Source organism: Bacillus sp. WC2507, from assembly GCF_052656125.1.
The window spans coordinates 599,934-613,290 of the sequence record NZ_JBQXPN010000001.1 but is presented as its reverse complement, the minus strand read 5'-3'; the positions used below and the strand labels follow the sequence as shown (position 1 = coordinate 613,290).

Genomic DNA, 13,357 nt, shown 5'->3' with positions numbered 1-13,357 from the left:
GAAAGCAAAGAATTTAGGTGGGGGGTCTCAACTGCCCATAAAAGTCCGATTGGTTCAACTAATAATCAGTGGGGGATGAAGAAAACCCCCACTGATTAAAGTTTCACTTTATTTCACTATTAACTTTAATGCTGACTGTAATTGTAGATCGTTTTCTCCAGAACGAATTTTTTCAATAATTTTAGTTTGAATCGCCTCAGCTGTCTTTTTATCCAGCTGTCCTGTCGCTTCCATCTCATTCGCATTTTGGAATGCTTTCAGCGCTGATTCTGTCTCTTTACTAAAGTATCCATCTTCACGTCCTGGTACATATCCTAAACTCTTAAGCATTTCTTGCGCGTGTTTTACTTGGACATCATTTGAATTGTATGAAAGTGTCTTTTCAATTTGAATTGGTGTCGCATGATAATAATCTGGTTGCTTCACTTCTACTGTTGGCGCAATTCCTTTTTTATGAATCCAGTTTCCATCCGGTGTTAGCCATTTAAACATCGTTAATTTAATGTTACTGCCATCTTTAAATGGAACGGCTTGCTGAACAGTACCTTTACCAAATGTTTTTTCACCAATTAAATCGTATCCTTCTCCCTCTTTTAGCGCACCCGCTAAAATCTCTGAAGCAGAAGCACTTCCGTTATCAATTAATACTGAAATTGGATATGGCTTTCTCTTTTTCAGTTCCGTAGAGAATTTCTTCTTCTCACCATTTCGTTGTTCTACTTGTAGCATCGGCTTTTTATCCGTCATAATTTCCCCTAGTATCTCTTCTACACTATTTAAGTAGCCACCAGGATTACCACGCACGTCAATAACTAAGCCTTTTATGTTTTTCTTCTCTAACTCTTTTAACTGATCCTTAAATTCTTTCGCCGTATTTTCAGCAAAAGAAGTGATTTGCATATAACCGATATCTTTTCCGCTCTCTTGTTTCACAGAACTAAACACTGTGAAGATTGGAATTTTTTCACGCTTAATTTTAAATACAATCGGATCAGCTACTCCTGCACGCTTAATTTCAATCGCGACAGTCGTTCCTTTTTTACCACGAATCTTTAATACTGCTTCTTCACGTGATAAATCTTTCACACTATTTCCATCTACAGATAAAATTTGGTCATTCGGTTTAATTCCAATCTTTTCTGCCGGTGAGCCTTTAATTGGAGATACGATAATAAGCTTACCGTCCGTTTTGTTCACCTCAGCCCCGATCCCCTCTAGCTCAGGATCAAGCGATTCACTAAACTGTTTAGCCGTTTCTTTATCCATATACGTGGAATAAGGGTCCTTCAGCGTAGACAACATGCCTTGTATTGCACCTTCGACTAACTTGTCATCCTTCACGTCTTCCACATAACGTGAATCAATTAGTGCATACGCCTCATTAATTTTTGCCAAATTCCCTTGCGCGGTGCTAGCGTTTCCACTCGAAATTGTTTGCGTTACCTCTGCTGGGTTAACCCCAAATAAAGACATACCTGCAAACATTCCGCCAGCACCAATTAAAAATGCAACAACCATTCCAATAATTGCAACTCTACGTTTCAATGCGGAATTCCCCTTTCCAAAACACACAGGTGGTGTAGCAAAAGGCATCACACAGTGTGTGATGCCTTTACCTATTTCTACTATATGATAAGCTTGTACGAATTATGTTTGCAACTTTTTATACTTTTAAGAAGCGACGAATTGACATTACACTTCCCCACATACCGATTAAAGCCCCGATTAACACTAGTAAACCAGCTAATTGGAATACGAAAGGACTGTATGGTAGAAGTTCGAAAATTGTTCCGCCAAGTTTTTCGTTAAACACACTTTGTAGTGAATTATACGTAACTAGAATTAGGCCAATTGGAATAATTGATCCTAATACTCCTAGGAATAATCCCTCTAATAAGAACGGCCAACGAATAAACCAGTTTGTTGCACCTACCAGTTTCATAATTTCGATTTCTGTACTACGAGCATAAATTGTAATTTTAATTGTATTAGAGATTAAGAACATCGCTGTGAATAAAAGACCAGCAATTAGCGCAATCCCGATATTACGTCCTGTTTTTACAGTATCAAATAATTTTTCAACTTGACCTTTACCGTATTGAACGTTACTTACAAACTGCATTTTTTCAATCTTTTTCGCAATTGTTGCTGTATCTGTTGGTTCTTTTGCTTTTACAATGAATACGTTTTTAAGTGGGTTATCTTGTTCAAATAACTCAAACGTTTTTCCGCTATCACCTAAGCTTTTAATTAAGCGTTTTAGCTCTTCTTCTTTAGATGAATATTTAATAGAGTCTACTTTTGCAACCTTACTCATATCCTCTTCTAATTTCTTTTGATCCGCTTCTTTTGCTGCTGGATCAATGTGTACACGAATCTCTACATCTTGCTCTACTTTCGTCGCAAAATGGTTCATATTCATAATCGCTGTTAAAAAGACACCTACAAGTAATAATGTAACTGTTACTGCACTAACAGAAGCAAACGTCATCCATCCGTTACGTGATAGATTCTTTACACCTTCTCGCAAATGTCGACTAAGGGTCTTAGCCTTCATATCCGTATCCTCCCTCAATCTCATCTCGAACAATTTTTCCGCCTTCAATCGCGATTACACGATGACGAATTGTATTTACGATATCTGAGTTATGTGTCGCCATAACAATCGTTGTACCACGCTCGTTAATACGCGTAAAGATCTTCATAATATCAAGAGCTGTTTCAATATCTAAGTTACCTGTTGGTTCATCGGCAATTACAACCTTTGGTCTATTAACAATCGCTCTCGCAATCGCAACACGTTGCTGCTCTCCGCCCGAAAGTTCACTTGGTAGTGCGTCTGCACGATCCTCAAGACCTACAAGACCTAAAACTTCTGTTACACGCTCACGAATGGCTTCTTTTTCTTCTTCAATTACTTCTAAAGCAAACGCAACATTCTCATATACCGTTAACTTAGGTAGCAATTTAAAATCTTGGAAAATTACGCCTAATTGACGACGGAAATAGGGAACATCTCTTTCTGCTAATGTTTCAATAACAAGTCCATTTACATTAATCGATCCTGTAGATGGCTTTTCTTCACGATACATCATTTTAATAAATGTAGATTTCCCGGCTCCACTCGGTCCAACTACGTATACAAACTCACCTTGTTTAATGTTAACTGTGAGACCAGCAATGGCTTTCATACCATTCGGGTACTCCTTATAAACATTCGTCATTTTTATCATTATTTATCACCCAATACTTAATGATTTTTTTCGAAATACTTTTCTGTACATTTGAAAATAAAACAGAACCTTTTATTCTCGCTTGGCCACTCTTGTTGAAGGTAGTCTACTTACAATCTTTTTATAAGCAATACTACTATGTAATATATTTCAGCAAAATTCTACAAACCTCATTGTAACATCAAACGGTTTCCAGTTCGGATACAATTTTGTTACAGTTATGTTACACTCCAAAAAAAAGGAAACGAGTCGTCATAGTTCTTACCCAAAATCATTTTGGGATAAGATTATATAACCAACTCGTCCACTTTACCTTTTTTATTTATGTTCAGCTAACCACTCAGCTACTTTTTTCGCATCCTCACCTTGAATGATTCCTGGTGACATGGAACCGCGACCTTTTTCAATAATCTTTTCAATCTCTGCTGCATCATATTTCTGTCCTACTTTTCGTAAATCCGGTCCAGTTGCTCCTGATAAATCTTTAGCATGACAACCAATACAACTTTTTTGATAAATTTGCTCTGCGCTATCTGTGCTTGCAGATTGTTTCGAAGGCTTACTCTCTTCTTTATTTCCACATGCTCCTAAAGCAAAAACTACTGATGTCCCTAGCGCAATAGCCAACAATTTCTTTTTCACTTCTATCGCTCCCCATTGTTGATATTCTTTTCATTCCTAACACACTCATTTTCATTATAAGCATTATCTTTATATAGAAAAACTAAGGTATATTTCATATTCTTCAAAAATACAGTAAGAACCCTGATAATATAAAGCTTTCATAAGTTGTTTCAATTCTGTGAACAACGTAAAAGCTTCTATAAAGAATTCTTTTTGAACAGGAAATCAGAAAAGTTCTGCTCAAGTCTTACTCTATTGCCGCTCTGTTTTACTATTCTCTACTTTTTACAAAACAATATACAACATTGTATGCTACATATAATCCCATCAAAAAGAGAAGTTGTCGTTTCCAACTTCTCTTCCTCTTTACTTCATCTATAGAAATAAAATCAAATTCTTTATATCCTCTATTATCCTCAGCATACGCCGACAACTTTGTTGGCTTTCTTTCGCTTATCCCGCTATTTGTGAGCAGTAAGACCCCGCCTCAAAATTCAGCGAGAGCAAAGAAGTTAGGTTGAGTGCGGGCTGATAATCAGTGGGGATGAACAAAACTCCCTCTGATTAAAGTTTCACTTTATTAGATGCGAGAACGTAAGTAAGCATCAATAAATGGATCAATTTCTCCATCCATAACTGCTTGCACGTTACCAACCTCTGTATTTGTACGGTGGTCTTTCACAAGAGAATACGGGTGGAATACGTAAGAACGAATTTGGCTACCCCATCCGATTTCTTTTTGTTCACCACGAATTTCATCTAACTCCGCTTGTTGCTCTTCTAATTTCTTTTGGTATAATTTCGCTTTTAACATCTTCATCGCGTGCTCACGGTTTTTAATTTGTGAACGCTCTGACTGACATGTTACAACTGTGTTTGTTGGTGTATGTGTAATACGAACTGCTGAGTCTGTCGTATTAATATGCTGTCCACCCGCACCACTTGCACGGTACGTATCAATTTTTAAGTCTTCTGAACGTATTTCGATTTCAACTTCATCATTGAACTCAGGTACAACTTCACAAGATACGAACGATGTATGACGGCGGCCTGAAGAATCGAATGGCGAAATACGTACAAGACGATGTACACCTTTCTCTGCCTTTAAATAACCGTAAGCATTATGACCTTTAATTAATAAAGTAACACTCTTAATACCAGCTTCGTCACCTGGTAAGTAGTCAACAGTCTCTACTTTAAACCCACGTTTTTCAGCCCAACGTGTGTACATACGTAATAACATAGAACCCCAGTCTTGTGACTCTGTTCCACCAGCACCTGGGTGTAATTCTAAAATCGCATTATTCTTATCATAAGGATCGCTTAATAATAACTGAAGTTCATAGTCATTCATTTCTTGAATTAAACCTTTTACTTCTGATTCAAGCTCCTCATGTAAATCTTCATCATATTCTTCTTTTAAAAGCTCATGGGTTATTTCCAAATTTTCGAATGTCTCATCTAACTGACGAAACTTTCCAACCATATCTTTCAGTGCATTTGCTTCATTAATTACAACTTGTGCGCCTTGTTGGTCATCCCAAAATCCTGCGGCCATCATTTTTTCTTCTAATTCTGCAATTTGTTTTTCCTTAGTAGGAAGGTCAAAGAGACCCCCTAAAAGCCGCTAATCTCTTAGCCATTTTCTCTAATTCTTGTCTAATTTCTACTAATTCCATTTCCTTCACCTCTATGTAATTGCTGTTACTTTCGTATGAAAACAAGGGAAACTCTCTCCGCTTATGACGGAGAGAGCTTAATCCTTCTTAATTATACATTTTTGATGTAAAATTTTGCAAAGCAGTCTGGGCTACCGCCCTGTATTACTTTCCGATACCACAGCAGTTTTTATATTTTTTACCGCTGCCACATTTACATAGATCGTTGCGTCCTACTTGGTCACCTTTTACAACTGGTTTTTTCTTCGCCTCTTCGCCATCACTAGATGGATGAACAGCTTCGCCTTGAACAACTTCTTGACGCTCTAAGTTTTGTTCAATTTCAGCCTTCATAATGTAACGAGAAATTTCCTCTTCAATAGACGCAATCATCGATTCGAACATTGCGAATCCTTCCATTTGATACTCACGAAGTGGATCAATTTGACCGTAAGCACGTAAATGAATACCTTCACGAAGGTGATCCATCGCATCAATATGCTCTGTCCATTTCGTATCTACAACACGGAATACAACAACTTTTTCGAACTCACGCATTTGCTCTTCTAGCATAAGCTTTTCTTTGTCGTTGTAACGCTCTATTAATTTCGCGATAATTGGCTCGCTCATTTCCTCTGGAGCAAGGCGACGTAATTCTTCTTCTTTTACATCTCCTTCTTGCAGAAGGTTTGTATTTAAGTAGTCAACAAGACCTTTAATGTTCCAATCTTCTTCCATTTCCTCTTGTGTATGAAGCGCAACAGCACGTTCTACTGTAGATTTCATCATACCTTCAATAATATCGCGTAAGTTGTCCGATTCCATTACTTCTTGACGCTGTTTGTAAATAACTTCACGTTGCTGACGAAGTACATCATCGTATTGTAATAACTGCTTACGTGCATCATAGTTATTTCCTTCTACACGTTTTTGCGCAGATTCAACTGCACGAGAAACCATTTTACTTTCGATTGGCTGTGAATCATCCATACCAAGGCGATCCATCATTGATTTCATATTATCAGAACCGAAGCGGCGCATTAGTTCATCTTCCATTGATAAGTAGAATTGCGTAACACCAGGGTCTCCCTGACGACCAGAACGACCACGTAGCTGATTATCAATACGACGACTTTCGTGACGCTCTGTACCGATAACGGCTAAACCAACGTTTTTAATATCTTCTCCGAGCTTAATATCCGTACCACGGCCCGCCATGTTCGTCGCAATCGTTACAGCGCCCTTAATACCAGCTTCTGCAATGATATCTGCTTCACGCGCATGGTTTTTCGCATTTAAGATGTTATGACGTACACCCTTACGTGTTAACATTTTTGAAATAAGCTCTGACGTTTCAATTGCAACTGTACCGACAAGAACAGGTTGTCCTTGTTTATGACGATTTACAATATCCTCAACAACAGCATTAAATTTACCTTCCATTGATTTGAAGATTAAATCAGCACGGTCATCACGAACAATCGGTTTGTTTGTTGGAATTACGATAACATTCATATTGTAAATGTTACGGAATTCTTCTTCCTCTGTTTTCGCTGTACCAGTCATACCAGATAACTTTTCGTACATACGGAAGTAGTTCTGGAACGTAATTGTCGCAAGCGTCATACTTTCATTTTGAATTTCTACGCCTTCTTTTGCCTCGATAGCTTGGTGTAAACCTTCGCTATAACGACGACCTTTCATAAGACGACCAGTAAATTGGTCTACAATTACGATTTCGCCTTCTTGTACAACATAATCAGTATCACGGTGCATAACAACGTGCGCACGAAGTGCCTGGTTAATATGGTGAAGAAGTGCTACATGTTTTAAATCGAATAAGTTTTCAATATGGAAAGCTTTCTCCGCTTTCGTAATACCATCTTCTGTTAACATTACATTTTTCGTCTTCACATCAAATGAGTATTCTTTTTCATTTTCTAATGTACGAACGAATGCATTTGCAAACATGTATAGCTCTGTTGATTTTTGCGCTTGTCCAGAAATAATAAGCGGCGTACGCGCTTCATCGACTAAGATAGAATCGACTTCATCGATAATAGCAAAGTGAAGCGGGCGTTGAACGCACTGCTCTTTATATAAAACCATGTTGTCACGTAAGTAATCGAATCCCAGCTCATTATTTGTGCTATACGTAATATCAGCAGCATAAGCCTCTTGTTTTTCTTCGCGTGACATACTGTTTAAGTTAATTCCTACTGTTAAGCCTAGGAACTCATGAAGTTGTCCCATTTCGCTTGCATCACGTTGTGCTAAGTATTCATTGACTGTAACAACGTGAACACCTTTTCCTGTTAAGGCATTTAAATATACAGGTAATGTAGATGTTAATGTTTTACCTTCACCCGTTTTCATCTCAGAGATATTCCCTTCATGTAAGGCAATACCACCCATTAACTGTACGCCATACGGACGCATTCCAAGAACACGAGTCGCAGCTTCACGAACAACCGCAAAAGCTTCAGGTAGTAGATCATCTACTGTCTCACCTTTTGTTAGACGTTCTTTAAATTCAAGCGTCTTCCCTTTTAATTGTTCATCAGTTAATGGCTTAATAGATGGCTCTAATGCATCAATTTGCTCAACTGTCTTCTGCATACGTTTAATTTGGCGTTGATTTACATCAAACACCTTTTTTAAAATACCGATCATAGGAAATACGCTCCTCTTTTTATTAAAATAAAACTTCTGATTGTTTTTTCTTTTTCTCTATTTCAATCAGTCGTTATAAAAATCAAATGTATGTTATGCCAATTTTTCTCCTAATTAAAAAAACTAAAATGTATATACCTAATGATAATTGTAACACTTGTCTTATAACTATGACAACAATCGGCAAGATGTCTCGTTCTAAATTAAGAAAATTTTTTAAAAAAATCTATTTCCAGCAAAAAAAGCGCAGCCATTTCGGCTGCGCTTCTGAATTATTATTTAGTTTCGATTAAACCATATTTCCCATCTTTACGGCCATATACAACATTAGTTTCATTTGTATCAGCATTTGTGAAGACGAAGAAATTATGCCCTAGCATATCCATTTGTAGGATCGCTTCTTCAACGTCCATCGGTTTTAAATCGAATCGTTTTGTACGTACAAGTTCTAGTTCATCCTCTTCTACCTCATCTAGAACAGCTACTGCTTCTGGAAGGATAAAGTTCGTTTTCATAGAACCTTTCTCACGTAACTTACGATTTACCTTTGTTTTATGTTTACGAATTTGTCGCTCAATTTTATCAACTACTAAATCGATAGCAGCGTACATATCGCTATTAGTTTCTTCTGCACGAAGTAATAAATCAGTAAATGGGATTGTTACCTCGACACGTTGCTTGTCAGAGTATACTTTTAAATTAACTTTAATCTCTGGGAATGTATCAAAATAACGCTCTAACTTACTTAGTTTTTTCTCTACATATTCCTTTAATGCTGGAGTTACTTCAATATTTTCACCACGAATGTTGAATTTCATAGATGAATTCCTCCTTTCAAGCCTATGTACTATAATTTCGACACTGGCTTAAAAACTCCTTCTAACTTTTTTAAAAAAATTAGTGGAATTGCGATTTTTTTATCGTTTTTTGTTGAAATGAAAAGATGCATCGTTTCTATCTTTATTTTATCCTATTCACATCGTGAATAACGAATATAACTGTGGACAATTCGTTACAGAAAAGAAACAACTTTTTGACAACTTGATTCATAACAAAAACCCCTTGCAAAAAACAAGAGGTTCTACTACATATATATAACGTTGCCACAAACGCAGCTTTCTCTTCCCAAAAACAATATCCCTACAGTTTTACAACATTAGCTGCTTGTGGTCCACGTGCTCCATCTACAATGTCAAACTCAACTTGTTGCCCTTCTTCTAATGACTTATATCCATCTTGTTGAATAGCAGAAAAATGAACAAACACATCATCACCATCTTCACGCTCAATAAACCCAAATCCCTTTTCTGCATTGAACCATTTCACTCTTCCTTGCATATTCATTCCATTCCCTTCACTCTAAAAATCAGGGCATTCGCCCCATAATTTGACTATAACGAATGACAACTTACGAAGTCAAAGAAGACTTATCGTCTTTTTATTATCCCTTTCGACAGTTATAGATCAACTTCTACAGAGCGTCAAACTAGAAACTTCCCTTGCTCCTCTATCGTATAAAAGACTTCCAATTTGTCTAACTGTAATTCCTGTCGTATATACATCATCAACCAGTAAGATGTGTTGACCATGAAACATCTCTTCTCCCTGAAAATAAAAAGGATTACTTCCCGAAATCCTTTCCTTACGTGTCTTCTTACTTTGCTTTTCTGTTTCCCTTCTCCGTAATGATGGATAAGAAATTTTGACAGGTAAACAAGCTGCTAATAACTCTGCCTGATTAAAACCACGTTCATATTCCCGTTCCCTACTAAGTGGAACAGCAATAACACTTGAAACACTCGCAAAATGCTTTTGAAATAGCTCCCGAAAGGATCGATGAAAAATATGAACTAACTCCGCATCCCCCCGAAACTTAAACTGTGCTACTATTTCTTTCATCTCACCATCGTATACGTGCAAAGAACGATTTTTAAAAGGACGATACTTCTCCTCATTTATCCACCTTACGCAATCCACACAAATATCATTTTCTTTATATTCGGAAGGCAAGTCCTCTAAAGGTCGCCCACACTCCATGCAAATTTCTCCTATAATATAGGAAAGTTTCCGTTCACACCTATTACATATATATTTTTTATGAGGGTTTACAAAGAAGGTACACCAACTAACTGTTTCCAAAATATATTCATCACAAAGTAGACAATGCATCAATCGATCAATCCTTGTTCTTTCGCATCTTTGTTCATACTTTGAATATGTTTTTTCGCTCTTACCATCGCCTCTGTCTTGCCGTAATGAAAATAAATAACCTCACCATAAGGTTCTTCAAAACTACGACCTGCTCGGCCTGCAATTTGTACGAGCGCACTTTCCGAAAATATTTCTTCTTCCGCGCCTAACACCGCCACTTGTAAGTTCTTCACAGTTACTCCTCTCTCTAAAATTGTCGTTGTAACTAATAACGGAATTTCTCCCTTTCTGAAAGATGCCACTTTTTCTTTTCTCATTGGATCTTCTGCATGTACACCATCCACTCTATGATCCAATGATTTCAATAACAAGCTCATTTCTTCTATATATCGTACATGGGGAACAAATAAAAAAATGGGATACTTTTTGTTTAAGTACATGTTTAACCATTGTAGTAAAACTCGAGGAATTCTTTTATGATGGAGGCCTTTCTTCCAATTTCCGCACCAGCAAAATAGAGGGACTGGCAACGGATGACGATGGTATCGTCCAGAGACAATGATACCTTTTTGTTTCCCACTTCTGAAATTACGCTTCCACTTTTCATCGGGAGTTGCTGTTAAATAAATACGCGCTGCTTTCTCTTTCATCGCTTGTTGTACTGCATACTGTAACATTTGATCTGCATGATACGGGAAAGCATCTATCTCATCTACAATCATGACATGAAACGCTTGATAGTAACGTAACAATTGATGCGTAGTTGCAACGACTAACGCTGCATCTTTGTCTCGGTCTACACTTCCTCCGTATAAGGCTGCTACATGTATATTTGGAAACACCTCTTGTAATCTCGGTGCTAGTTCCAGCACAACGTCTGTTCTTGGTGTTGCGATACAAACTCTTTCTCCCTTTCGCAATGCCTCTTCCATACCGTAAAATAACATTTCTGTTTTTCCAGCCCCGCACACAGCCCAAATAAAAAACGATTCTTTTTTCTTAACAGCCTCTATCACTCCTTGTGCAGCCAGCTCCTGACCAGTAGACAAAGCCCCTTTCCACTGTAACGGATTTAACTCCTTTTCTCCTTTTCTTTCATTAATCCCGCGAACGAGTACAACACATTCACTAACTCTCCCCATCGTTATACACTTCCGGCAATACGTACATACTTTACTGCACCTTTTACATAAAAATGATGCAAATAGTCGCTGCTCTATATTTCCGCAGCGCTGACACACATATTTAGAAGCCTTCTTTTTAACACCTTGTACACATACGACCTCTTTCTTCTTTTTCAAATCATGTAATGTATCCCGCACGTCTGAAGAGAGTTCTTCTAATAGCAACTGTTTTCCAGCAAGCATCAGCAACCACCTCCAGCACTACTATAAACTTTTCTTATAATCTCGTAAAAACTCAAAAAAGCCGATAACCCACTTATAAAATAGTAAGCTATCGACTTTATACACGTTTTTTTATTAAATTATAATCCTATAATCTTCCGTAACCTAAGAAATGTTTTTGGTTATAAGAGCTATTTACGCTACCGTAAGTAACACCTGTTGATTCATCAGCAGCATGAATCATTTGACCGCCACCAATATAAATACCAACGTGAGATACGCCTGCTCTGTAAGTACCTTGTAAGAAGATAAGATCTCCTGGTTTTGCTTCAGATGGGCTAATCTTTTGTACAGAGTTCCATAAACCTCTAGTATCTTGACGACCTAAACCGTAAACATAAGAGATTAAACCACTGCAATCAAATCCACCATTCGAAATTGATGCACTACCCCATACATATTTCAGACCTACTAAACCTTTAGCTTTTGAGACAACATCTTGTCTTCCGCCACCATTATCAGCTGGTACTTCTGGAGCTGGTGTTTCTTTTTTCTCTTCTTTTTTCTTAGGCTCTTCTTTTTTAGCTTGTCCATCATTGTTTGCTGGAGCTGCTGTTTGAGCCTGTGTTTGTGCTGGTTGAGCTGGAGCCTGCGCTGGTTGAGCTGCTTGCTCTGCCTGCTTTTGAGCAGCAACTTCTTGTGCAGCTTTTTCTTGCGCTTCTTTTTCAGCAATTTGTTGTAATTTTAATGCCTGTTGTTCAAGCTCTTTTAATTGGCTTTCCGTACTTGTCATCGTATTTACAACTGTATCCATTTTTCCGCTTAAATCATTTACTGCAGTTTCTTTTTTCGCTTTTTCAGTGTCAAGTTCTTTCTTAGCAGTTTCAATTTGAGCCTGTGCTTCTTTTAATTCTTTTTGCTTTGTTTTTACCGTTTCAACATCTTTTTTCACGTTCGTTTGATCTTCTTGTTGAGTTTTCATGATATCTTCGTCAGACGCAAGAATTTTAGAAACAGAATTTAAACGATCAACTAAATCTGCAATGTTTTTAGAGTTTACAAGAACTTCTGTTACAACGTTCGTATTTGGTTGCTCTTGAAGTGCAACTAAACGTTTTCTTAATAACTCTTCACGCTTTGCAATTTTCGTTTGTAATTCTGCAATATCTTTATTTTTTGTTTCAATTAATCGCTCAGTATCCGCAACTTTTTTCGTTGTTTCATCAAGTTTCGAAGCATTCTGTTGAACAGACTTATCCAAACCTTGAATTGTTTTGTTTAAGTCATTCATTTGTTTTTGTAATTCATCACGTTCTTGTTGTTGTTTATGTAAAGTGTCATTTTGTGTATTAATTTGTGATTTCACGTCAGAAATTTTATCTTCTGCAAATACATTTGGTGTTAGTCCTGAAAACATTAACCCTGCAACTAATGCGCAAGATGCCATTTTTAGCTTTTTCATTTTATTTTTTACACCGCTTTCTTTTTTCTTTTTCCGTATATAACCTATAAAATTTATACCATAATTCGGGATTTTTTTTGCTAATGTTACGCTTTTGTAAAACAAATGTAATATTATATGTAACTGTATCGTAAAATATGCGTATTTTTGTATGTATGTGTAGAATTTTAAAGGCTTTTTATAAGCAAAAAAAAAACGTAAGGTCTCCCT

At 37.1% G+C, this 13,357-nt stretch carries 11 protein-coding genes; all 11 read right to left on the bottom strand.

What is annotated here, in order from left to right; all coding sequences use genetic code 11:
• Positions 1-108: 108 nt before the first annotated feature.
• Positions 109-1,545 carry a S41 family peptidase gene (locus tag ACUN28_RS03200; protein ID WP_080117803.1) on the bottom strand — a complete coding sequence of 479 codons (1,437 nt, stop codon included), beginning with the start codon at positions 1,543-1,545 and terminating at the stop codon, positions 109-111.
• Between the two features lie 118 nt (positions 1,546-1,663).
• Complete coding sequence (ftsX, locus tag ACUN28_RS03195; RefSeq protein WP_016085575.1) at positions 1,664-2,557, bottom strand: permease-like cell division protein FtsX; 894 nt, start codon at positions 2,555-2,557, stop codon at positions 1,664-1,666.
• Positions 2,547-3,233, bottom strand: a complete 687-nt coding sequence (gene ftsE / locus ACUN28_RS03190; RefSeq protein ID WP_000594325.1) for a cell division ATP-binding protein FtsE — start codon at positions 3,231-3,233, stop codon at positions 2,547-2,549. Before ftsE ends, ftsX begins: the two co-directional genes overlap by 11 nt.
• 318 nt (positions 3,234-3,551) lie before the next feature.
• Complete coding sequence (gene cccB / locus ACUN28_RS03185; RefSeq protein ID WP_000727965.1) at positions 3,552-3,875, bottom strand: cytochrome c551; 324 nt, start codon at positions 3,873-3,875, stop codon at positions 3,552-3,554.
• Between the two features lie 562 nt (positions 3,876-4,437).
• Positions 4,438-5,536 (bottom strand): peptide chain release factor 2 gene (gene prfB, locus ACUN28_RS03180; RefSeq protein ID WP_098405031.1). Its coding sequence is split into 2 segments (ribosomal slippage): positions 4,438-5,463 and positions 5,465-5,536, totalling 1,098 coding nucleotides; the frame shifts between segments, so codons are not numbered across the junction.
• 144 nt (positions 5,537-5,680) lie between these two features.
• On the bottom strand, positions 5,681-8,188 hold the full coding sequence (gene secA, locus ACUN28_RS03175; protein WP_098405030.1) for a preprotein translocase subunit SecA: 2,508 nt from the start codon (positions 8,186-8,188) through the stop codon (positions 5,681-5,683).
• A 275-nt stretch (positions 8,189-8,463) separates the two neighbouring features.
• Positions 8,464-9,006: a ribosome hibernation-promoting factor, HPF/YfiA family gene (gene hpf, locus ACUN28_RS03170; protein WP_000671186.1), complete on the bottom strand. Its 543-nt coding sequence runs from the start codon at positions 9,004-9,006 to the stop codon at positions 8,464-8,466.
• A gap of 322 nt (positions 9,007-9,328) precedes the next feature.
• Entirely contained in the window at positions 9,329-9,526 is a 198-nt protein-coding gene (gene cspC, locus ACUN28_RS03165; protein ID WP_001990088.1) for a cold shock protein CspC, read from the bottom strand.
• A gap of 126 nt (positions 9,527-9,652) precedes the next feature.
• Positions 9,653-10,357: a ComF family protein gene (locus tag ACUN28_RS03160; protein WP_098405029.1), complete on the bottom strand. Its 705-nt coding sequence runs from the start codon at positions 10,355-10,357 to the stop codon at positions 9,653-9,655.
• Positions 10,357-11,706 carry an ATP-dependent helicase ComFA gene (gene comFA / locus ACUN28_RS03155; RefSeq protein ID WP_098405028.1) on the bottom strand — a complete coding sequence of 450 codons (1,350 nt, stop codon included), beginning with the start codon at positions 11,704-11,706 and terminating at the stop codon, positions 10,357-10,359. Before comFA ends, ACUN28_RS03160 begins: the two co-directional genes overlap by 1 nt.
• A 127-nt stretch (positions 11,707-11,833) precedes the next feature.
• Positions 11,834-13,252: a C40 family peptidase gene (locus ACUN28_RS03150; RefSeq protein WP_098405027.1), complete on the bottom strand. Its 1,419-nt coding sequence runs from the start codon at positions 13,250-13,252 to the stop codon at positions 11,834-11,836.
• Positions 13,253-13,357: the final 105 nt, after the last annotated feature.